Origin of the sequence: Mesorhizobium sp. C264A (assembly GCF_040324515.1) — a bacterium.
Lineage (GTDB): Bacteria > Pseudomonadota > Alphaproteobacteria > Rhizobiales > Rhizobiaceae > Mesorhizobium.
Genome location: NZ_JAMYVY010000001.1, coordinates 1,875,218 through 1,895,160, shown reverse-complemented (window position 1 = coordinate 1,895,160; position 19,943 = coordinate 1,875,218). Strand labels below are relative to the sequence as shown.

At 60.3% G+C, this 19,943-nt stretch carries 23 protein-coding genes and 1 tRNA gene; 6 read left to right on the top strand and 18 right to left on the bottom strand.

All coding sequences use genetic code 11. The features are described 5' to 3' along the window. Window positions 1–30: 30 nt before the first annotated feature. The 3 genes from NKL04_RS09335 (at window position 31) to NKL04_RS09325 (ending at window position 3,840) form a co-directional block, all read left to right on the top strand. Window positions 31–1,758, top strand: coding sequence for an ABC transporter substrate-binding protein (locus tag NKL04_RS09335; protein ID WP_023670978.1), 1,728 nt, complete (start codon window positions 31–33; stop codon window positions 1,756–1,758). Between the two features lie 89 nt (window positions 1,759–1,847). Further along, on the top strand, window positions 1,848–3,341 hold the full coding sequence (gene glpK, locus NKL04_RS09330; RefSeq protein ID WP_023700776.1) for a glycerol kinase GlpK: 1,494 nt from the start codon (window positions 1,848–1,850) through the stop codon (window positions 3,339–3,341). A gap of 22 nt (window positions 3,342–3,363) precedes the next feature. Next, a complete protein-coding gene (locus tag NKL04_RS09325; protein ID WP_023670980.1) occupies window positions 3,364–3,840 on the top strand; it encodes a DUF6882 domain-containing protein in 477 nt (158 codons plus the stop codon). Window positions 3,841–3,930: 90 nt separating this feature from the next. Here NKL04_RS09325 and NKL04_RS09320 read toward each other — a convergent pair whose 3' ends face one another. Next, window positions 3,931–4,422 carry a BA14K family protein gene (locus tag NKL04_RS09320; RefSeq protein ID WP_023700775.1) on the bottom strand — a complete coding sequence of 164 codons (492 nt, stop codon included), beginning with the start codon at window positions 4,420–4,422 and terminating at the stop codon, window positions 3,931–3,933. A 320-nt stretch (window positions 4,423–4,742) separates the two neighbouring features. Here NKL04_RS09320 and NKL04_RS09315 point away from each other — a divergent pair. Together NKL04_RS09315 and NKL04_RS09310 are read left to right on the top strand one after the other, a co-directional pair. After that, window positions 4,743–4,818, top strand: a tRNA-Lys gene (locus NKL04_RS09315). A gap of 317 nt (window positions 4,819–5,135) precedes the next feature. Next, complete coding sequence (locus NKL04_RS09310) at window positions 5,136–5,792, top strand: outer membrane protein (protein ID WP_023700773.1); 657 nt, start codon at window positions 5,136–5,138, stop codon at window positions 5,790–5,792. A gap of 187 nt (window positions 5,793–5,979) precedes the next feature. On the opposite strand, the gene NKL04_RS09305 is transcribed toward NKL04_RS09310, so the two are convergent. Both NKL04_RS09305 and NKL04_RS09300 read right to left on the bottom strand, forming a co-directional pair. Next, window positions 5,980–6,372 (bottom strand): hypothetical protein, encoded by a 393-nt coding sequence (locus tag NKL04_RS09305; RefSeq protein WP_023700772.1) that lies wholly within the window; start codon window positions 6,370–6,372, stop codon window positions 5,980–5,982. Continuing rightward, window positions 6,369–6,794, bottom strand: a complete 426-nt coding sequence (locus NKL04_RS09300; RefSeq protein WP_023700771.1) for a hypothetical protein — start codon at window positions 6,792–6,794, stop codon at window positions 6,369–6,371. The genes NKL04_RS09305 and NKL04_RS09300 overlap by 4 nt, the downstream gene beginning before the upstream one ends. A 167-nt stretch (window positions 6,795–6,961) precedes the next feature. On the opposite strand from NKL04_RS09300, the gene NKL04_RS09295 reads away from it, so the two are divergent. Continuing rightward, a complete protein-coding gene (locus NKL04_RS09295; RefSeq protein ID WP_348528046.1) occupies window positions 6,962–7,105 on the top strand; it encodes an XRE family transcriptional regulator in 144 nt (47 codons plus the stop codon). A gap of 137 nt (window positions 7,106–7,242) precedes the next feature. On the opposite strand, the gene NKL04_RS09290 is transcribed toward NKL04_RS09295, so the two are convergent. From NKL04_RS09290 to NKL04_RS09220, 15 genes are all read right to left on the bottom strand, one after another. Next, window positions 7,243–7,485 (bottom strand): hypothetical protein, encoded by a 243-nt coding sequence (locus NKL04_RS09290; protein WP_352723665.1) that lies wholly within the window; start codon window positions 7,483–7,485, stop codon window positions 7,243–7,245. 280 nt (window positions 7,486–7,765) lie between these two features. After that, entirely contained in the window at window positions 7,766–8,254 is a 489-nt protein-coding gene (locus tag NKL04_RS09285) for a helix-turn-helix domain-containing protein (protein ID WP_023700768.1), read from the bottom strand. Between the two features lie 374 nt (window positions 8,255–8,628). Next, complete coding sequence (locus NKL04_RS09280; protein ID WP_023700767.1) at window positions 8,629–8,931, bottom strand: hypothetical protein; 303 nt, start codon at window positions 8,929–8,931, stop codon at window positions 8,629–8,631. Further along, a complete protein-coding gene (locus NKL04_RS09275; protein WP_023700766.1) occupies window positions 8,928–11,828 on the bottom strand; it encodes a phage tail tape measure protein in 2,901 nt (966 codons plus the stop codon). Before NKL04_RS09275 ends, NKL04_RS09280 begins: the two co-directional genes overlap by 4 nt. A 54-nt stretch (window positions 11,829–11,882) precedes the next feature. Beyond that, on the bottom strand, window positions 11,883–12,266 hold the full coding sequence (locus NKL04_RS09270; RefSeq protein ID WP_023700765.1) for a hypothetical protein: 384 nt from the start codon (window positions 12,264–12,266) through the stop codon (window positions 11,883–11,885). 55 nt (window positions 12,267–12,321) lie between these two features. Beyond that, complete coding sequence (locus NKL04_RS09265; RefSeq protein WP_023700764.1) at window positions 12,322–12,921, bottom strand: hypothetical protein; 600 nt, start codon at window positions 12,919–12,921, stop codon at window positions 12,322–12,324. 477 nt (window positions 12,922–13,398) lie between these two features. Further along, window positions 13,399–14,433: a hypothetical protein gene (locus NKL04_RS09260; protein WP_023700763.1), complete on the bottom strand. Its 1,035-nt coding sequence runs from the start codon at window positions 14,431–14,433 to the stop codon at window positions 13,399–13,401. Between the two features lie 74 nt (window positions 14,434–14,507). After that, window positions 14,508–14,915: a hypothetical protein gene (locus tag NKL04_RS09255; RefSeq protein ID WP_156951449.1), complete on the bottom strand. Its 408-nt coding sequence runs from the start codon at window positions 14,913–14,915 to the stop codon at window positions 14,508–14,510. Between the two features lie 99 nt (window positions 14,916–15,014). After that, window positions 15,015–15,782: a helix-turn-helix domain-containing protein gene (locus NKL04_RS09250; protein ID WP_156951448.1), complete on the bottom strand. Its 768-nt coding sequence runs from the start codon at window positions 15,780–15,782 to the stop codon at window positions 15,015–15,017. Further along, window positions 15,775–16,143: a hypothetical protein gene (locus NKL04_RS09245; RefSeq protein ID WP_156951447.1), complete on the bottom strand. Its 369-nt coding sequence runs from the start codon at window positions 16,141–16,143 to the stop codon at window positions 15,775–15,777. Before NKL04_RS09245 ends, NKL04_RS09250 begins: the two co-directional genes overlap by 8 nt. 1 nt (window position 16,144) lies before the next feature. After that, window positions 16,145–16,339 (bottom strand): hypothetical protein, encoded by a 195-nt coding sequence (locus tag NKL04_RS09240; RefSeq protein ID WP_156951446.1) that lies wholly within the window; start codon window positions 16,337–16,339, stop codon window positions 16,145–16,147. Next, window positions 16,340–16,546 carry a DNA-binding protein gene (locus NKL04_RS09235; protein ID WP_156951445.1) on the bottom strand — a complete coding sequence of 69 codons (207 nt, stop codon included), beginning with the start codon at window positions 16,544–16,546 and terminating at the stop codon, window positions 16,340–16,342. It lies immediately after the preceding gene. Between the two features lie 83 nt (window positions 16,547–16,629). Further along, the gene (locus tag NKL04_RS09230; RefSeq protein ID WP_023700759.1) at window positions 16,630–17,397 is read right to left on the bottom strand and encodes a hypothetical protein; all 768 of its coding nucleotides are present in this window, start codon (window positions 17,395–17,397) and stop codon (window positions 16,630–16,632) included. After that, window positions 17,394–18,614: a tyrosine-type recombinase/integrase gene (locus tag NKL04_RS09225; RefSeq protein WP_023700758.1), complete on the bottom strand. Its 1,221-nt coding sequence runs from the start codon at window positions 18,612–18,614 to the stop codon at window positions 17,394–17,396. The genes NKL04_RS09230 and NKL04_RS09225 overlap by 4 nt, the downstream gene beginning before the upstream one ends. A gap of 258 nt (window positions 18,615–18,872) precedes the next feature. Further along, complete coding sequence (locus tag NKL04_RS09220; RefSeq protein WP_023700757.1) at window positions 18,873–19,934, bottom strand: ABC transporter ATP-binding protein; 1,062 nt, start codon at window positions 19,932–19,934, stop codon at window positions 18,873–18,875. Between the last annotated feature and the right edge of the window lie 9 nt (window positions 19,935–19,943).

Below are 19,943 nucleotides of genomic sequence, written 5' to 3'. Positions count from 1 at the left end.
GCACTTGAAACCTAAATGTGGAGGAAACCTATGCGACGGCAATTTTTAACATCAACAACTGCCCTTGTCCTGTTGCTCGGGGTAGGCAACGCCTACGCCGGAATGGATGAGGCCAAGGCGTTTCTGGACAAGGAAATCGGCCCGCTGTCGACGCTCGACCGCGCCGGCCAGGAAGCAGAAATGCAGTGGTTCATCGATGCCGCGAAGCCTTTCGCCGGCATGGACATCAAGGTCGTGTCCGAAACCATCGCCACCCACCAGTATGAATCGCAGGTGCTGGCGCCCGCCTTTACCGCCATCACCGGCATCAAGATCACGCATGACGTCATCCAGGAAGGCGACGTCGTCGAGAAGATCCAGACCCAGATGCAGACCGGCCAGAACCTCTATGACGGCTGGGTCAACGATTCCGACCTGATCGGCACCCACTGGCGCTACCAGCAGGTCCGCAACCTGACCGACTGGATGGCGGGCGAGGGCAAGGACGTTACCAATCCCAACCTCGACCTGAAGGATTTTATCGGCACCTCCTTCACCACCGCGCCGGACAAGAAGCTCTATCAGCTGCCCGACCAGCAGTTCGCCAACCTCTACTGGTTCCGTTACGACTGGTTCAACGACGAGAAGAACAAGGCCGACTTCAAGGCGAAATACGGCTACGACCTCGGCGTTCCCGTCAACTGGTCGGCCTATGAGGACATCGCCGAGTTCTTCACCGGCCGCGAGATCGACGGCAAGAAGGTCTATGGCCACATGGACTACGGCAAGAAGGACCCGTCGCTCGGCTGGCGCTTCACCGACGCCTGGCTGTCGATGGCCGGCAACGGCGACAAGGGCCTGCCGAACGGCCTGCCGGTTGACGAATGGGGCATCAAGGTCAACGAGAAATCACAGCCGGTCGGCTCCTGCACGGCGCGCGGCGGCGACACCAACGGCCCGGCTGCCGTCTACTCCATCCAGAAATACCTCGACTGGCTGAAGGCCTACGCTCCGGCCGAAGCCCAGGGCATGACCTTCTCCGAATCCGGCCCGGTGCCGGCACAGGGTGCGGTCGCGCAGCAGATATTCTGGTACACCGCCTTCACCGCTTCGATGGTCGACGCCGGCGCCAAGGCGGTGCTGAACGACGACGGAACGCCGAAGTGGCGCATGGCCCCGTCGCCGCATGGCGTCTACTGGAAGGACGGCATGAAGCTCGGCTATCAGGACGTGGGTTCCTGGACGCTGATGAAGTCGACGCCGACCGACCGCGCCAAGGCCGCCTGGCTCTACGCGCAGTTCGTGACCTCGAAGACGGTCGACGTGAAGAAGAGCCATGTCGGCTTGACCTTCATCCGCGAAAGCACGATCCACGACAAGAGCTTCACCGAACGTGCGCCGAAGCTCGGTGGTCTGATCGAGTTCTACCGCTCGCCGGCCCGCGTTCAGTGGTCGCCGACCGGCACCAACGTGCCCGATTATCCGAAGCTGGCACAGCTCTGGTGGCAGGCGATCGGCGATGCCTCGTCCGGCGCCAAGACGGCGCAGGAAGCCATGGACTCGCTCTGCGCCGAGCAGGAAAAAGTCATGACCCGCATCGAGAAGTCGGGCGTCCAGGGCGATATCGGCCCGAAGATGGCCGAAGAGCATGACCTCGCCTACTGGAACGCCGACGCGGTCAAGAACGGCAATCTCGCGCCTCAGCTGAAGATCGAGAACGAGAAGGAAAAGCCGATCACCATCAACTACGACGAACTGGTGAAGAGCTGGCAGAAGTAATCTTGGCGTACGCGCCAGGATCATAGTGAACGGGGAGGCGGCATCTTGCCGTCTCCCCTGTTTGTATAGGCGAGCTACCGGGAGGACTAATGACCGGATACATCCTTGCAATCGACCAGGGTACGACATCGACCAGGGCGATCCTGTTCGACGGCGCGATGAAGGTCGCCGGCAGCAAGCAGCAGGAATTCACGCAGCATTATCCTGCCTCCGGCTGGGTCGAGCATGATCCGGAAGAGATCTGGGCAAGCGTCGTCGCGACGGTCAAAGGCGCGCTGAAGGCCGCCGGCCGCGAGGCCTCGGATGTGGCGGCGATCGGCATCACCAACCAGCGCGAAACCGTCGTCATCTGGGACAAGGCGACCGGCAAGCCGATCCACAATGCCATCGTCTGGCAGGACCGCCGCACCGCGCCGCTGTGCCAGAAGCTGAAAAAACACGGCCTGGAGAAAAAGTTCACCAAAAAGACCGGCCTGCTGCTCGATCCCTATTTCTCCGGCACCAAGATCGCCTGGATGCTTGACAAGGTAAACGGTGCGAGAAAGCGCGCCGAAAAGGGCGAACTGCTCGCCGGCACTATCGACAGTTTTTTGATCTGGCGGCTGACCGGCGGCAAGGTGCATGCGACGGATGCCACCAACGCCTCGCGCACGCTGGTCTATAACATCGAGAAAAATGTCTGGGACGACGAGCTGCTCTCCATCCTGCGCATCCCGGTGGCGATGCTGCCTGAGGTCAAGGATTGCGCCGACGACTACGGCGTGACGGAAAAAAGCCTGTTTGGCGCCGAAATCAAAATCCTTGGCGTGGCCGGCGATCAGCACGCAGCGACCATCGGCCAGGCCTGTTTCGAGCCAGGCATGATGAAATCGACTTATGGCACCGGCTGCTTTGCGCTGCTCAACATCGGCGCCGATCTGGTGCGCTCGAAGAACCGGCTGTTGACCACCATCGCCTATCGGCTGAACGGCAAGACCACCTATGCCTTGGAAGGCTCGATCTTCATCGCCGGTGCCGCCGTGCAATGGCTGCGCGACGGCATCAAGGTGATCGGCAAGGCCGAGCATAGCGGCGTTTTGGCTGCAACCGCCGACCCCACGCAGAACGTCTATCTGGTGCCGGCTTTCGTCGGTCTCGGCGCGCCGCATTGGGACGCCGAGGCGCGTGGCGCGATCTTCGGGCTGACCCGCAACTCTGGCCCGGCGGAGTTCGCCCGCGCGGCGCTGGAATCCGTCGCCTACCAGACGCGCGATCTCCTCGACGCAATGCGCAAGGACTGGAAGGGGGCGTCGGCCAAAACCGTGCTTCGCGTCGACGGCGGCATGGTGGCCTCCGACTGGACCATGCAGCGGCTGGCCGATATCCTCGATGCGCCGGTCGATCGCCCGACCATTCTGGAGACGACGGCGCTGGGTGCGGCGTGGCTTGCCGGCTCGAAAGCAGGCGTGTGGCCGAAGGCGAAGGATTTTGCCAAGAGCTGGGCGCTCGAGCGCCGCTTCAAGCCGGACATGGATGCCACGGTGCGTTCGGCAAAACTGGCCGGCTGGCGCGATGCGGTGCGCCGGACGCTGAGCGTACGGTAGTAAATCGTGGCGGGGGAAGGGGATGAATCCACACTGGTATGTCGCCTGGCGCGACGAGGCTGTCGAACAATTGGATGCAAAGAATGCACGCTTGCAGCAGGCGTTCCGACTCGGCAGTTGGCCTCGCTATGACTATGATCTGACAGAAGGAAAGCTTCTGTTCTCGGACAACGGCATCACCAAGGTCGTCGCCGAAATCCAAATCGCCGGATCGACGAGTGCCAAGGCCAGCAACTGGCTCTGGGCTTGGGCAAATTCAAACCTGCCTGGCGAACTGCTTGCCGACGCAAAGCTGGTTCGGTCATTCGGACAGGAGCATTCCATTGATGAACTGGCTCAATCCTATGCGATAGCTTTGAACAACGACCTGGAAGTGCTCGGCTGGAAGATGACCGCAGTTGCGGTTCGAATCTGCAACGGCCTCGGTGCATACCGTTCTCCGCGTGGTGAAGGCGGAGCCCTGTATCTGATCTTCAAGAGCGTCAATTGGGCCAGCTAATCCGCCGCGCCCGTACCCAAGCAACCTACGGAAAGGCCCGCGCCGTTGCCGGCGCGGGCTTTTCTACACAACACTTGGTACCAACTCAGCTCAATAGGGCGAATTGCACTGCCGACGCGGGCCGTAATTGGGCTGGAATGTGTTGTCCGAAGCGCGGTACGACCGATAGTGGTCGTAGCACCACTGCACATGCGCATCGCCGCGGTTGTTCTCGCTGTTGACGATCGCGCCGGTGATCAAGGCGCCGGTGGCGAAGGCAGCCAGCGGGAACCAGTAGTCGCCGTGACGGCGATAGCCGCGGTGATATTCGCGATAGCCGCGATGGCCATTCCAATAGCTGCCGCCATCATTGTTGCGCGAGAACTGGCGGCCCACGCGGAAATCGCGATTGCCGGAATTGCGGTTGCCATGGCGCATCCACCGCCAGTTGTCATGACGAGAATCGCCCACATTCACGATGTCGGACGAAGTTTCTGATGACTGGGGCACGAACATCTGGGCGGCATTGGCCGGCATAGCGGCGGCCGCGGCAAACGAAATTGACAGGGTGGTCGCCAGTAGACCCGTTGCGATCTTGTTCATGATCTTCTCCTTGAAGGGTGGTTGACGTCCCTTGTGAGACGAAAACGGCCCGCTCGTGCGATGGTTCCCACCAAAACAGTAAGTTGCTGATTTGTAATGTTTCTCGAATTCGGCGCGAGAGAAAAGGCGCGTCTCGCGCGCCAACAGATCGAAGCGGCGACCACGTGCGGGAGCGGCTCACCGGGCTGGTGACGACGCAATTTGCGGCGCGTCTGGCGATGGCTGAAACCCCGGTCGAAGGGCATCTTTTTCCGGTTGACCGGTCGCGGCACTCTCCCTATGTTCCGCGCAATTTCGAGGGCGGCCTTTAGAGCCCGCGGGAGCGCGTAGCTCAGCCGGTAGAGCAACTGACTTTTAATCAGTAGGTCTCGGGTTCGAACCCCGACGCGCTCACCAAAAACTGAAGAAAATCAAGGAGTTGCGGGAGGTGAGGGCGGCCTTTTGTGTCCGCTGAAATCCATGTCCGCACTATGTCCGGAAAACTGGCCATTGTTTCGTCTGTGACAGTGCCACACTCGCCTTGGTTGATGCGACATCACGAGGCGATCATGGGTGTGATTGAGGACGTTCGAATAGTCGACTGGCCGGCGATCCCCTCAATTCACGTCGACGGACTCAACGGCGGCAACTTAGCCGACAGGTGTGGCTTACTAGCTACATACAAGGTTGCAGGTTTATGGCACTAAGTTCCTGACATTGTGCTGGGGATTCCGATGAAAGCCTTTCTTTTCGCTTCACTTATCGCGCTTTCGGTGACCGCGCCGGCGATCGCCGCCGACACCATTACTGCTCCTGTGGACACCCCTGAATGGACCTGGCAAGGACCTTACGCTGGTATCTTCGGCGCGGGGACGCTGGAACACTACAAGATACATGAGCCGAACATTGGTGCCGGTGCTACCCACAGCCCAGGCTCGGCAACAATCGGCGGCTTTGCGGGCTATAACTTCCAGTCCGGCACGATTGTCTACGGCCTCGAAGGCGAGCTTGGGTATCGCTTCAAAAAGAACACCTTCAACGACATTCCAGGACCAGGCGTCCTCGACGCATCCACCGGGTTGTTCGGCTCTGTAAAGGGTCGAGTCGGCATGGACATGGGCGCGTACATGCCGTTCGTCACTGCGGGTGTAACCGCGGCGAAGTTGAAGACGTTCTATCCAGGTGGCGACGCGGAGCGCGATGCCACCTTGGTAGGCGGCATCGTTGGAGCAGGTTTAGACGTCGCACTCACCCACAACGTGTTTTTGCGCGGAGAGTATGATTTCTCCTTCTTTGGCAAGAAATCGCTAGAATATTGCGGTGGCGGGTGCACACTCGAACACACGGTTCAGACGCACGACTTCCGCGTCGGCGTCGCGATGAAATTCTAGCAGTAGAGAGATCGCCCGCCAGCGTGAGCCGGCGGGCTTTTCGGGAGGCACTCTCTGGCCACAAGAAACCCGCCGCTGTGAGGGGGCCCAGGGCGGCGGGTTCTGCACCTTGAATAGAGCGGCCATATTCCTGAGAAAGCCGCTGCACGACATAAACCCGCAGAGGCGGCTCTTGTTCCGGACAATTTTAAGAACCGGCCAGCACTTCCTGCGATTTCAGATCATCGCCCCACATAATCGTCTCGCCGTAATCTTCCGGGCAATAACCCTCAGCGTCGCCGCCCTCCTCATCGTCGGCGTTGTCTAGCTCCAGATCGTATGTGTCGCCGGCCGGCAGGTTGGGAGCGGTTCCGGACAGGAATGACTGTCCACCGTTATGCGCCCAGCCGAGCGACGGCTCCTCGTCGCCGGTTTCCTCATCGTTGCAAAAGTCGGCTTCCATCAGATCCAATGCCGTCACCAGCGACATCGCCCGGTCTAGAAGGTCGTTGAGGCGTTTCTCGACTGACTGCCTCCAAACACGCGGGTCCGTCCCCTTGGGCATGCCGTAGGGGCGTAGCGTCCTAACCAGGGCGGTCATGACACGCGCTCCTGATCGAGGAACGCCAGCGCCGATATCAGGATGGCTTCTGCCACCCGATCAATCAGCGAATGCTCCTCCAGAGCGTAGCGGATCGCTTCTGCAACGCCCCGATTGCTATTTGCCGGCGGCGTTGCGTGCCACAGCTTGTCATCCAGTGGACCATAGGTTGCCGCGACGAGGGCATCCTCGTTTTCGCCCGTGATCTCGCCGTTCGGAATTGCCATGAACTCTGCCATCTTGGCATAATATTCGGCGATGGTGTCGGCGAGCGGGTCAGTAGCCCTTGCGGGCGGCGCCAGCGCCACAGCGCCTCCTATGAGTGGAAGCGAGGCAAAGGCGCCAAGCAAGGCGCGGCGGGAAAATCTCCCGATGACTGCGGGCATAGCTTCGCCGGCAGCCGGAACATGGGTGTTCGGCATTGTAAATCCCCTTTGCGTTGGATATGCTGTTTACAGGGTAAACATGCCACTGCCCGTATACAGTGTCAACAGGGGCGCGAATGATCACACCATCACAGTGCCGAATGGCTAGAGCCGCGCTTCAGATCGGCGTGCGCCAACTGGCTCACAAAGCCGGGATATCGTCGATGACGGTTACTCGCTTCGAAAACGGCCATTCTGCCGGCGCACCTGAGACGGTCGCCGCGTTGCGTGCTGCCCTCGAAGCTGCCGGCGTCGAGTTCATCGCCGAGAATGGCGGCGGCGCCGGGGTGAGGCTAAGGAAGACCTAGCTTTAGCAAAAGGGGATGGGGCTGGTAGGCTCGACTTCATCGAGCGCCACATCTCAGCGCTTCACCTTCGGCGTGATCGTCGCCCGCACCTTACGCCTACTAGGCCGCTTCCGCAGCAATCACCACGCGCAATTTTTCTAGCAGATCCGCCGTCTGCGGCACTCGACGTAGTCAGCGAAGGAAAGCTTGGGCTCGATATAATGCTCGTAGTCCTTCTTCACCGCGTCGACAAAGAGATCGTTGGATATGTCAAAAAGATCAAGCACAAACTCGTCCGGATGGCGCGCTTCAAGCCGCAATGGCTTAAGAACCTCTGTCGGGAAATCAGCCAGGTTGAAGGTGACAATTACATCGGCCCGTGTGAGGGTCGCAGCAGCCACTATGTGTCGGTCGTTGGGATCTGGAAGTTCTATGCCCCCTCAAGTTGTTCATACCCTGAGACCAGAGCATCTGGCACCGCTCTGTCCATCAATTCGCGGAGCTTTTGGAGTTTCTCAGGTTCAATGCCACGCTTTTCGGCAACCGCAGCCATCCATTCCTGATGGACCCGCTCACTCCAGCGTGCGCGATACATCTTTGTCTGAGACAAAAAAAGGAGGAGGCTTCTCAGCCTCGCTCCAAAGAAAACATTGGCGTCAATGAACGCCGTGAATGTTGAGATCATTCAAGTCCGAGCTTTCTAGTTTCCTCTGCCATTTCAGCCAATGCATCATAACGATCGTTCTGTGAAGACTTCTCGTATGCAAGGATGTCGGAAAACTTCACTCTGCGGTGACGGTTTACCAAACGGGCTTTCAACTTCCCCTCGTCAATTATCTTGCAGACGTATGGCCGAGACACATTTAGAAAATCGGCCACCTGTTTAGTGGTCAATTCGGCTTCATGCGGTATCATTGATACTGGCTTACGCTCAGCCATCGCCAGCAAGATAGTTAGCATCATTTTCACTGCCTTCGCGGGCAGAGGGACAGCAATCTTCGCAACCCCTTCGACGTGCACTGTGATATCTTGATCGGCCTCGGCAACGGCCGCGAGCCTTTCAGCCGCCTTTTTTGCAATGACAGCTTCCGTCTCGTCAGCGGTTATCGGCGCATATGTTTGATCGAGAAGAGCTAGCATTTTTTTATCCTCTTTTTTTGCCTGCATCATATATGTACGCTTCTAGCGTCTAAACGCAACACGCGCAACGAACGAAACAGACGCAACAATCGAAATAGCAACGAAATGTGTTAACGGAATGTTCCGAGCGAACGAAAATTTCGTTAAAGTGACGCGCAATAGAGGATCATCCGCAACTCAACCGGCGACAATCTGGCCCGCGCCCATTTGGCAGTGCGGGCGCGGAGCCGACCAAGCTTTGGAGCCTTGGCCAGCAGCCGGGAAGTGAGGGCGACCTAGCTGCCATACGTTGAAACAGCCCGGGGTCAGCAAAGTTCAGGCGGCAGCCGGGCCACCCTAGAACGGCCACCAAGACAGCACCAGAACGACGATGCTTGCGGCGGTGAATGCGATGTGATCGGCGGTCATGCGTTGCCGTCCAGTTCCTTAGCTGCAAGCTGGCGGTGCCCCATCTCTTCGATCGAGCCGGCGAGTTCGGCAAAGAACTGCTCGACCATCCGACCAGGCAGCGCGAAGCGATGGATCGAGCCGTCCGGGCGGTGAAACTGGAAGGCGAGGTGTTTCCCGTCCATGGACGTGCCGAGCCAGAACGAATCGAATTCGACGGCTTCGAAACTGCCGAACTGCGCCTTGAATTTGAGCCGGTTCTGTTCGGCCCGGCCTTCGTGTTCCGGCGGCGGGCGCCACCATGCGAGCTTGTCGGTCATTTGCCGCGCCCCGGCTTTCGTCCTGTGCTCAGCAATCCGCTTCTGACGGCTTCTTTTTGCAGGCGACGCATCGAAACATCTCCGATGGTCATGTCATCGATTTCCGCGCCGTTCGGCAGTTGCAGCACGAATGGCGTGCGGCCGGCGGTGGTCGACGGAGATGAAGCCGGTACGTTCGCGAAACCGCCGCCGGCAAAGCGCGGGATCGTCAGTTGCGACATTGAGCCGTTGAAGCTGTCGGCGAAGCCGCCCATGGAGAAGCCGCGCAAGCCCTTCAACGATGGCAGAAACCCGTTGTTCAAGGCGTGAAAGAAATCCACGCCAAGCCGTTTCACGATCGCCGCCTGGACGACAAATTCACCATCGCTTAGGCGTGCCAGGATGCTGTCTGTCCGTGGCCCACCCGGGCCGCGAACTGAGCCGCCGCCGGCAAAGCCACCATGCGAGCCGCCGCTATCGGAAGATGAACTGGAGCCGGCAGCCGCGCGGAGAGACTGTGCGGCAGCCGCCGCTGCCCTGAGCGAGGCCAGGATGCGGGCGATTGCCGCCTCGACCTGTGCCGCCAGGGTGTTGACGATGCCGGCGAAACCGGAGAAGCCGCTTTGAAGCAAGGCACGCATTCCAGACAGGATTGCCGAGAGCTTGCCCGGAAGGGTCTCAAATGGCGCCACGATGGCTTCTGCGGCGGCTTGGGCTGCACCGGAGTCGAGATTGCCGAGCGAGCTATTGAAGCCGCTAGCGGCCTCCTGTGCGGCAGGAGCAATGGTGCTGATGGAATGGGTGATTTCGTTGCTGACGCCATCCACGGCGCCGCTGGTGCCGTCAACGCTGCTCTTCAAGCCGTCGAGAGCCTGCTTGCCATCATCGGCCGCGCGGGCCACACCGTCGACGACATTGAAAACTTGCTTCGTCAGTTCCCCACCACCGCCGCGAATAACCGTGATCTGGTGGCCGAGGTTTTCCACCTGGCCGGCGGTCGTAGCGGAAGCAGCACCGACAGCAGCAACACCTTTTGCTGCGCCGTCAGCGTTCTCACGAAGATCGATGATGTTGCCGACGACCTTGCCGGCAATCGTGTTCTGGATGTCTTCGAGTTGGCGCTCAGTCTGCGCAAGTCGGATATTCGCCCTGACAAGCGCGTCCATCGCCGGATCTATGTCGACGCCGAGGCGCTTTTCCATCGGGCCAAGCGCGCTCTGATCAGCAGAGAGCTTGGTCGCATCGAACACCGCCTGCTGATGCGCGAGCTGCGCCTTGGCGTCCGCAATTGCCGCCTTGGCGGCGTCGATATGAGCTTGGCCGAGACGCTTCAGCGCGCCCTCCGCACCCGGAACGCCGTTCTTGACCGCGGCAACTGCGGCATTCAGGTCGGCCAGGGCTTTCTGGTGGGCTGCCGTTGCGGTTGCAGCGTCGAACTGCTTGTTGCGCACCAGACCGAGTGCCAGGCGCAGCCCCTCGAATGCGGCGGCGACGATGACGATAGCGCGGCCCCATGGCGTCAAGAACAGGAAAGCATTTTTCAGTGCGAGGGCAATCCTGATCAGGTTGGCCACGCCGCCGAACACAAACCCTAAGCCCCGCCCGAGCAAGCCAAGTGCAATCAGCGCCGGGCCAATGGCCGCCGCCACCGCGCCGATCTCCGTGCCGAGCTTCAGCGTCTCCGGATTGAGCTTCGAAAGCGACGTGGTGAAGTCGGTGAGTTTGACGACCATCTTGGTGACGGATTCGAGCAATCCGGAATCGCCTATGGCAATCGACAGGGTTTCCACCGCGCTGTTGAACTTGTTCACTTCGCCGGTCAAACCCTGGACGCGGACTTCGGCCAGCTTGTTCGCGCCGACACCATTGATACTTGCGGCAAGCTCCTTGAAGCCCTTGGAACCGAGCTTCATCAGCGCGATCGCGGTGCGCAGCGCGTCCGTGCCGAAGATGGTCGAGCCCTTGTCGTTGAGGTCTTCCTGCGAGAGCTTGCCGAGCTTTAGGTGCAGTTCCTCGGCAATGGCGGCCAGGCTTTTCATCTTGCCCTTGCTGTCGAAAAACTGAAGGTTCAATTCCTTGAAGACGCCGGCCGCTTCCTTGGATTGCGGCACCAGCCGTTGGAGGAAGGTTTTAAACGATGTGCCGGCATCCGAGCCGCCGGAGAACAAGGCGGCCGTGCCGGCAAGCGCGGTGTTCATGTCCTCCAGACTCACGCCCAGAGATGAAGCCACACCGCCGGTCTGGCCGATCGCCAGGCGATAATCATCGAAGCCCAGCTTCGACTTGATCAACGTGCCGGTGATGCCGTCGACGACACCGGGCAGTTGCTTGGCCTTGAGATTGAACTGCTGGATCAGGTCGCCAGCGATGCCAGCTGCCGCGACCAATTGCCCGCCATTGGCGGCAGCCAGGTCGAGTGTGGCTTGCGCCGCCCCGTCCATGATCTGGCTATATTCAAGGCCGACCTTCGCCAGCTCGGTCATCGCGTTGGCGGAATCGGTGGCGCTGAAGACTGAGGCATTGCCGAGCTCGATCGCCTTGGCCTTGGCCTGGTCGAATGCGTCGCCTGCCGCTCCGGTGTTGGCAACGAAGCTGTTCATCGCGGTCTGGAAATCGGCGGCCTGTTTCAGGATGCCGACACCAGCGCCGACGATCGGCAGCGTCAATGCGGTCGAAAACCCCCGGCCAACGCTCTGGATTTGTTTGCCAGCGTCTTGAAACGACTTGGCTAGCGATTTGATCTGGACTTCCGCCTGCTTCAGGGAGCTGAAGAAACCGGGACTGAGCCCCTTAGTCTGGGCCGCTGCTGTCTGCAAATCCTTGAACGCCTTGCGGCCGGCAGCGCCGAACTCTTCAAGCTCGCGCTTGAGTTCCTTGCCGCCGTCGAGGGCGATGCGCTGTTTGATTGTTGAGGCCATGATGGCTTCCTTCTAGGGACAGGCGCGCCATCACGGCGGGCCGAATTGATGTAGCTACTTGTTGCGGCGAGCGTAGATGCCTGCAGCCAGGTCGTTGAAGCCCTCGTTCGTTTTTGCGATGGCCTTATCCCACGCCTTCGAAATGGTCGTGACTGGTTTGCCCGATTCGGCAGCATCGAAGGGCGCCCGCTTCATGGCTTCGGACGTTTCGAACTTGGCCCGATCTTCGGCCCGAGCCTGAGCCAGGGCAGCGGCGTATTGCTCTGGATGACGGTCTGCCAGGTCGAGATAGTGCTTCTCTTCCTGGGAAAAGAGGGCGGTGACGAAGCGTGCCTTGTAGAAAAAGCTCACCATATCGCCGGCGGTGCGAAAGCCGGTGGCGGCACCCGTGGCGAGCGCGGTTTTCCAGTGGTCGGGAAAGTGGCTTGGGATGGTCATTGGGTGTTTCTCCTTCGAATGGGACGCGGTGTCGTCACGACGCTGCGGGTTGGTTTTAAGGCTTGGCTCCCCAGCACGCCGACATTGAGCGTTCCGCCCAATCGGCGCCGCCGGGCAGGCCTTCGATGTCGTCCGAGGTCCATTGCCCGCCTGACCCGTCATTGCCGGTTTGGTCGACGAATTCTTTCACGTCGTCGGACCAGTTCAGGACAGGCCGAGCCGGCAACGGCAAACGAAAATCATGAGTGCGTGAGCGGTTGATATCTTGATGCACCGCGCAGGCCAGCGTCGCGGTAAGATCCTCCACCGCTATCACGGCCCGAGCCTGGTCGAGTTCTGAGGCTCCCAGGATTTCCATCGCCTCTCGGATCAAAGACGGCCATTCGGCTGTCATGACCGACAGGCACGCTTTCACGGCCGGGTCGTATCCATCGGTGGATTTTGCCGTCCAAGTTGAGCGCCGACGCTCAGCCCGATCTGGTCGGCCGCCATGGCCGTTCTTTATGTTGGAATTCTGGCGCCGCGCCGCGTCGGCAGCCTGCCGGTCGATCATACGCCGGCCATCAGCCAGAACGACCACAGGCAATGAACCGCGCACCACAGCCCGGCTGATGGTTGACGGGTTGACGCCGATGGTGGCGGCATATGCGGACATTGTGAGGAGAGCTGCTGACATCAGATCATTTTCAACAGGTCAGAATTGCGCGGGAGGAGGGTTCCAGACCTTGCGCCATAAGGGGTCAGCCAATTTGCATGGTGACCATGCCCATGTTTTGGAAGGCTGTGGCTAGGGACAGTTTGGGCTACCGCCGGCCCCTCATACGTGCAGCGCTGGGGAGAACCTACCCTAGGTTGCGTAGCGGTGCCGCTTGGTTGCAAAGCCGGTGCGGACGGACAAGTCGGGGAAACCCTTTCCGACCGTCCGTCCGCGACGCACGCCGGGATGGAAGTCCGCGACCGCGCCATTCGTGATGATGCCGTGAGCCGGCGGCCAACCGCTCTGAAGTCCGCCGGCTCTATGCCCACGCTGTCAGGACTGACAGGAACCGACGCAGGGCAATGGGTGAGGCCGGGCAGCCGAAGCCGTCCGGTCTCTTGGTGATGGTGAAGGATTAACACCATGCTCGTGAACTCAGTCCCGCAGTTCCGGCAGATCGTCGGCCAGACAAAGCAACGCGCGGGGATCCACATCGGCTCGGCGTTCGACTGGCAGGTGTTCGGCCAGGGCTGCATCGACAAGGGCTTCCTCTGTGCGCTCCTTGGCGAGCAACTGCCCATCGATCTCGTTGATCTTGTAGGCGCGGGTGGCCTTATCGAGTGCACGGTCGTCGGCGGCTATAGCGCCGATGTCCCTGTTAAGGGCGGCAATCATCGCGTCTGGGTTGAGCCAGCATTGGAGGGCCACCGGATCAACTGCGCTAGCGTGACCGCGCGCTATGCCGTGCGCGTCGGGCATGACAACCGTGGTCTCGACGGTGATCATCTTGTTGGGGAATTCGATCTCGTTGCGGCCACCGTCAAGGATGCCATAGAGGCGCGGCTTGGCTGTAGCTGCCTGTGCGGCCACCCAGGCCTTGGCAAATGCCTTAGCATCGCTGGAGGGCAGCGGAGCGGTCTCAACGTCGCGGCGGTCGGCCTTCAGTTTCGAGATGGTCGACCGACTCACCTTGATCTCGGCAAGCAGCTTGTCACCCTTTGCGGTCGACGGCTTCACCGGCTCGGCCACTTCGATCCGGCCAGGAATGTCCTTGAGGTAGCGCTCAAGCCTGTCAACGAGGGCAGCATGGGAGCGCCAGACGGTGGCGCGCGCCTCGTACTGGCCGCGCACCCGTTCGAGTTCTTCTAGGGCGATGTCCAACTTTGCCTTGGCTTCTGCCAAGCGGGGATCGTCTGGGCCTCGCCGGACAACGCCGTTGGGCAGATCCTCCTCGCGTTGCAGTTCACCGCGATCCAGGGCGCGTTCCAGGCGCTGGAACTCCGTCTCGGCTTCGTCGCGCTTGTCGAACAGCTTCCGCTGCTTGTCCGAAATCCCCATCAGCAATGCGCGTGCATCGTCGCGGGCCTCGACCAGTCCGACGAACTTTGCCTTTGCCGGTGCAGGCAACTTTCCACCCGGATTGGCGCTGTTGAGGAAGACGATCAGATCGGCGGGAGTGGCGGCGTCCATAGGTTTCTCCGTTGATTTGCACGCATTTTACCAGACCCTGAAAAGTGCCTCGACGCGCAAATATGATTTCCGCGTTAGGTGCTGAAGAAGTCGGCGAGCCATCGCCGTGTCGGAGCTTTGCCGCCATTGCCGCGAAGGATGGTCCAGGCTAGCGCCTTGCCGCCTTCCGGGTGCGGGCAGACAGCCGCCGTTCGATGCTCTGGCCATTCGCCAGCGGCATAGGCTTCGAGGTGTTCGAACATATCCCAAACGCCTTCAGCGCCGGCGCCGTCGCGATCGGCCGCAACATGCCCGGCAAGTTCCCGCAGAGCTTTGTCGCGCTCGCCGATGAGCCAGGCGCGTCGTGCATCGGCCTGGCCAGGGCCAGCGGCCTTCAGGCCGAGCGCTGCGTCGAGCGTAGGCGCGTGACCAGCAAAGAATGCGTCGATCGCCTCGCCGAGCGGCATCGCGTCAACAGGATCGATCGGGCGCCCTTCGCGCAAAGCTGCCGATATCCTGCGAAGCCGTGCAGCGGAGTCGATGGCGCCGCTCATAGGGCGCCGCTTTCTGTGGAAAGTTCTTGGCCTGAAACTTTCTGAGCGCTATGCGGCATCGAGCTGCCCCCCGAGCTCTTCGTATAGCCTGCGGGCTCTGCCGTAGTTCTTGTCGTCGTTGTCCATGGTGGCATGCTCACCGACAAGCCCGTCGAGCCAGTTGAACCAGTACCGCAGTCTTGAACTGTCGCCGCTCTTCATCCCGCGCTCGACCATCGCGAGCACGGCGCCGACGCTGGAGGAGTTCACCCTCTCCTTGCCCCTTTTGTCGAATGGCGTGACGTTCGATGACGCCGTTTCAACGGGATCTATTATTACCGTTTCAACGGGATCTATTAAGGCTTCGCCTAATATATTATACAGCCCATCTCCTTGAAGTTGTTCAGCGTTTTCTGAAAGTTGGTTACCTATCGGGTCATTTTGAGGAACGGGACGGTTACCCATGCGCGCCGTTGAGGTAACAGGCTGGTTACCTGTGGTAACATGCTGGTTACCCTTGACGGTCTTCAGGATGGCCTCGTCCATCTCGCTGTAGATGACGAAGTAGCATCGCGATTTCGGGTTGAGTGGGTTAGCGCGGCCACCGATATAGCCGCACTCAGCCAGGGTTCTGATAGACCTGGAAAGGCTCTTGAGATGGCATCCGACAAGGCCTGCCAATCGGCCATGGCCCGCGGTGCAGCCTATGCCGTTGGTGCTCATGCGGTCATGGATCGAGATTGCCATCATAACCCGGAGATCCAAGGACGTGAGGCGCTGATCCGCCATGGCGCGCGGCGGATCAGGACAGAAGAGGCGACCATCATTCTTAGCCATTGGCGCCTCCTTGCCTGCGCAAGAGCGCATGGAGCCGGCGATGATGCTTGCGGCAGAGACAGATTATCAGCATCGCGTCCGCCGCCGGCTCCGGATGGTGACAGTCCACCCTCGGGTCGCCGCAAACCTCACACGGCCAAACGATCAGCTTTCCCTTTTTGCGCGCCTGTGCGACGGCGCAATGAGCGCGACGCGCGTCCGGGTTGGCAAGGTTCCAGTTGCGTTGCGCGCGCCATTTCGGGTCTGGCGATTGCCTGCGGCGAGTGCTATTGTCCGAACTCTCAGATGCTGCCAAGCTTGAGACTTCGAAGCCGGTGAGCGTGGTTGCACACGCCGCCGGTTTTTCTTTTTGCTGATCCATTTTAGGTAGCCCTCGCCAATGCCAGATGGTGTTGGCGGACAGCCTCACAGGCTTCGCGGGCGGTCAGCCCGAGACCTCTCAAGGCGGGGATAGCCGGGCCGCGAGCGTGGCGCGGCGTATCCTGGATGAAGCGCAATCCGATCTCGACTTTCGAGGAATCGCAGGCGGCATGGTCGTCGGTTTGAAGGCCGATCATTTATGCGGCCCTCCGGCGAGGGTTCGGCTTGCGCTCCAGCGTCTCAATCCACGCCTTCACGGAAGGGACGCGGTAGAGGATGCGGCCACCGAGTTCGACATAGGGAAGCCCGTCCGGCAAACGTTGCCACCGGATCAGGGTGCGCTCGCTGACATGTAGTTGTGCAGCCAGGGCAGGGCGGTCCAGATAGTCATCAAGTAGGCTCATTCGCTGACACTCCTTTCGATGAGTTGACAGCGGGAACCTATGTTTTGACGGGCGGCAGGTCGGCCGGAAAAGGTCAGAAAAGGTCAGTTTTGAATTTCTGGCCTAATCCTGGCCAAGAATTCGGCCACATATCCCCGAACCGTAGAGACGCCTGCCGAGCAGCCTTCGCGCTCTAGCAAGTCAGTTACCCACCGTTCGACGTCTGCTTGCTTATCCCATCCTTTGACGTTGAGCTCGTCGGGATAGCCAACGGCTGCGATCTTGGTTTTCAGCGCTTCGAAGTAATCCTCCCAGTCGGCCACTTTTCTTCGCCCACGTTGTGCTTGACTTTTGGCCGGCGGACTTGCTGGTGCGGCCGGCTGCGCTTCGCTGGGCAGCTTGTTTGCGGCCGTAATGCGATCTCTAACCGGCTGGTCGCGCGGTATCTCGCCATAGGTCAGAAACCGAACGCCACGAAACTCGATCCCTTCACCGGACGCCCTGGCCTCCTTAATATTCAGGGCTAGGAAGGGCCAGTACCTATTCGGTATCACCTCTTCTGGGGCATCCAGATGGCGCCGGCCGAAACCGATCCAGCTCCCGGAACCCATCATCTCCATCATCAGCCGATCGACTGCCGCATTGGACTCGCTGATCAAACGTCGAAGCGGCTGGACTATCTCTTCGAATTGCTGGCGATCAGCGTCTTTGGCGCCGTGGAGCGCAAAGATGTGGGTCTCGAAGGCAAGATTGCGCTCGGCTTCTTCAATCACCTCTTTGACGCTGATGTTCGGATCGGTCCTCGAAACAGCAATATCAAGGACACGATTGCGGACTTCCTGAGGGGTTTTCCATGTGATAGGAGCCATCATGCACCGCCCTTCAAGTTCACAACCTCGGCGCCTTGCCCCTTCGCCATGACAATGGCGCCAGCTCGTTCGGTCGCTGCCCGCAGGGGATCATCCATCAAATGGCTGTAGCGCGCCGTGGTGGCCGGCTGTGAGTGTCCGAGCAAGGCGCCGATGATTGGCAGGGACAGGCCAGCACTGGCCAGCACGGAGGCATAGGTGTGGCGCAGGTCGTGAATGCGGGCCGATGGCGTCACCACGATCTTTTCGCCTACGGTTTCGGCCGTGACGATGCCGGCGGCAAGACATAGTCCCCGCCACTCGGTCTTGATCTCGACGCGATGTTCGGCGCCACGGCCGGGGAACACATAGACGGCATCATCCTTTGCCTTCTCGCGAAGCTGATTTAGCAGTAGCCGGGCCGGAGCCGAGAGGGGGACGCGATGCATGGTCTTCTGCTTCGTGGTCGATCCCGGCTTTGTCCAGACGCCAGCGGTGAGATCGAACTGATCCCACTTCGCGGCTTGAACCTCGCCACGCCTCGCGCCAGTGAGCAGCAGAAGCCGGAATATGTTCGCTGCTTGCTGGTCCTCTAGAGCGGTCAGCGCCTCGGTGAGCTTGCCCAACTCGGCCGGGGACAGATAGCGATGCCGCTTCTGCTCGTCGTTGCGCTCGATCCCCTTGGCGGGATTGTCGGTGCGCCACCGCCACTTGATGGCGAGCCCGAACATCTTCGAGAGAACGGCCACGGTCCTGTTTGCCAGATAGGGCGCGGTCTTCGAGATCTTGCGGTGCAGGCCGTCGATGTCGGTGAACTCGACCTCGGCCACCTTCTTGTTTTTCAGCGCCGGCAAGATGTGGTTCTTGATCAGCGCCTTGTAGTCGCGGGCGGTCGAGTCCCGCTTCTTGGTGAGGTGTTCCTTTTCGAAGCGGTCGCAGAGATCGCCAACGGTCTTTGCGTCGCGGGCGGCAGCGACCTGGCCCATGGGGTCGGCGCCCACGTCGATCTGCTTCTTAAGGTTCTTTGCTTCCTCGCGGGCAGGACCGCTTTTCCAGTCAGGGAAAGAGCCGATCGTGTACCGACGCTCCAGGCCGGAGCGAGTGCGATAGTTCAGGATGAACGCCCGGGCGCCAGCCTTGGTGACGCGGATGCCGAAGCCCTTCACGTCGTCGTCATAGGTGATCTTGTTCCCGCTTGCCGGAGCCGGCAGGGCTTTGATGATGGCGTCCGAGAGTTGCATCTGGTGTCCGCACTGTGTCCGTCATATCGACGGCGCTTCATGTGCGTTCAATGTCTCACACTGTCCTGATTTGTCAAAGAGTGTCCCTTAGGAATCAACAGCTTATGTGCGGACACGGTACAAAAACGAACGAAAGCAATGGCTTGGCAAAATGGCCGGAAATGAACTTTTAATCAGTAGGTCTCGGGTTCGAACCCCGACGCGCTCACCAGAAATATTTCGTGCGGAAGTTGCCCTGTCAGCAGCCCCCATCGCCCCCTACAATCGCCGCCCGGTCTTGACGTCGAACAGATGAGCGCAGGCGCGGTCGATCTCGATGCGCATCTGCTCGCCCTGTTTCAGTGCCAGCCGCTCGCGGAAAAGGCAGGAGATTTCTTCTCCGGCGCAGTCGACCCTGGCAAAGATTTCCGAACCCGTTGCTTCCAGAAGCACGATCGTGCCGGGGATTCCTTTGGCGGTCGTCGCTCGGATGTGTTCGGGGCGGATGCCGTAGATGAGGTCGCCGCCGGGTATGTTTGCCAGGTCGATGCCTTCCGGCAGCGGCAAGATCAGTCCACCGGCGCTGCGGAAAACACCTTCCTCGACATGGCCGCGAATGAAATTCATCGCCGGCGAGCCGATGAAGCCGGCAACGAAGAGGTTGGCCGGGCGATCGTAGAGATCGAGCGGCGCGCCGATCTGCTCGACAAGGCCGTCATGCAGCACGACGATCTTGTCGGCCATGGTCATGGCCTCGATCTGGTCGTGCGTGACGTAGATGGTTGTGGTTCCCAGCCGCTGGTGCAGCGCCTTGATCTCGCCGCGCATCTGCACGCGCAATTTGGCGTCGAGATTGGACAGCGGCTCGTCGAACAGGAACACCTGCGGGTCGCGCACGATGGCGCGGCCCATGGCGACGCGCTGGCGCTGGCCGCCGGAAAGCTGACGCGGATAGCGGTCGAGCAGCTTGTCCAGGCCGAGAATGCTGGCGGCCCTGCCGACGCGGCCGGCGGTGTCGGCCGGATCGGCTTTCTTGATCTTCAGGGCAAAGCCCATATTGTCGGCCACCGTCATATGCGGATAGAGCGCGTAGTTCTGGAACACCATGGCGATGTTTCGGTCGCGCGCCCTGAGATTGTTGACGACGCGATCGCCAATGGCGATCCTGCCGCCCGAGATCGTTTCCAGTCCGGCAATCATGCGCAGCAGCGTCGACTTTCCGCAGCCCGACGGCCCGACCAGGATGACGAATTCGCCATCGGAGATGTCGACGCTGACATCGTGGATGATCTTGGCGGCTCCGAAAGCCTTCTGGACGTTGTTGATTGTTACCGATGCCATTGGATTTCT

Excerpts from the sequence above, each read along its gene's own strand:
- NKL04_RS09260 (WP_023700763.1), bottom strand. The coding sequence starts at position 14,433 with ATGGACGCCGCCACTCCCGCCGATCTGATCGTCTTCCTCAACAGCGCC.
- NKL04_RS09325 (WP_023670980.1), top strand. The coding sequence starts at position 3,364 with ATGAATCCACACTGGTATGTCGCCTGGCGCGACGAGGCTGTCGAACAA.
- NKL04_RS09310 (WP_023700773.1), top strand. The coding sequence starts at position 5,136 with ATGAAAGCCTTTCTTTTCGCTTCACTTATCGCGCTTTCGGTGACCGCG.
- NKL04_RS09235 (WP_156951445.1), bottom strand. The coding sequence starts at position 16,546 with ATGAGCCTACTTGATGACTATCTGGACCGCCCTGCCCTGGCTGCACAA.
- NKL04_RS09265 (WP_023700764.1), bottom strand. The coding sequence starts at position 12,921 with ATGTCCGCATATGCCGCCACCATCGGCGTCAACCCGTCAACCATCAGC.
- NKL04_RS09220 (WP_023700757.1), bottom strand. The coding sequence starts at position 19,934 with ATGGCATCGGTAACAATCAACAACGTCCAGAAGGCTTTCGGAGCCGCC.
- NKL04_RS09225 (WP_023700758.1), bottom strand. The coding sequence starts at position 18,614 with ATGCAACTCTCGGACGCCATCATCAAAGCCCTGCCGGCTCCGGCAAGC.
- NKL04_RS09280 (WP_023700767.1), bottom strand. The coding sequence starts at position 8,931 with ATGACCGACAAGCTCGCATGGTGGCGCCCGCCGCCGGAACACGAAGGC.
- glpK (WP_023700776.1), top strand. The coding sequence starts at position 1,848 with ATGACCGGATACATCCTTGCAATCGACCAGGGTACGACATCGACCAGG.
- NKL04_RS09245 (WP_156951447.1), bottom strand. The coding sequence starts at position 16,143 with ATGGATCAGCAAAAAGAAAAACCGGCGGCGTGTGCAACCACGCTCACC.
- NKL04_RS09335 (WP_023670978.1), top strand. The coding sequence starts at position 31 with ATGCGACGGCAATTTTTAACATCAACAACTGCCCTTGTCCTGTTGCTC.
- NKL04_RS09300 (WP_023700771.1), bottom strand. The coding sequence starts at position 6,794 with ATGCCGAACACCCATGTTCCGGCTGCCGGCGAAGCTATGCCCGCAGTC.
- NKL04_RS09275 (WP_023700766.1), bottom strand. The coding sequence starts at position 11,828 with ATGGCCTCAACAATCAAACAGCGCATCGCCCTCGACGGCGGCAAGGAA.
- NKL04_RS09270 (WP_023700765.1), bottom strand. The coding sequence starts at position 12,266 with ATGACCATCCCAAGCCACTTTCCCGACCACTGGAAAACCGCGCTCGCC.
- NKL04_RS09295 (WP_348528046.1), top strand. The coding sequence starts at position 6,962 with ATGACGGTTACTCGCTTCGAAAACGGCCATTCTGCCGGCGCACCTGAG.
- NKL04_RS09305 (WP_023700772.1), bottom strand. The coding sequence starts at position 6,372 with ATGACCGCCCTGGTTAGGACGCTACGCCCCTACGGCATGCCCAAGGGG.
- NKL04_RS09240 (WP_156951446.1), bottom strand. The coding sequence starts at position 16,339 with ATGATCGGCCTTCAAACCGACGACCATGCCGCCTGCGATTCCTCGAAA.
- NKL04_RS09320 (WP_023700775.1), bottom strand. The coding sequence starts at position 4,422 with ATGAACAAGATCGCAACGGGTCTACTGGCGACCACCCTGTCAATTTCG.
- NKL04_RS09250 (WP_156951448.1), bottom strand. The coding sequence starts at position 15,782 with ATGGCTAAGAATGATGGTCGCCTCTTCTGTCCTGATCCGCCGCGCGCC.
- NKL04_RS09230 (WP_023700759.1), bottom strand. The coding sequence starts at position 17,397 with ATGATGGCTCCTATCACATGGAAAACCCCTCAGGAAGTCCGCAATCGT.
- NKL04_RS09285 (WP_023700768.1), bottom strand. The coding sequence starts at position 8,254 with ATGATGCAGGCAAAAAAAGAGGATAAAAAAATGCTAGCTCTTCTCGAT.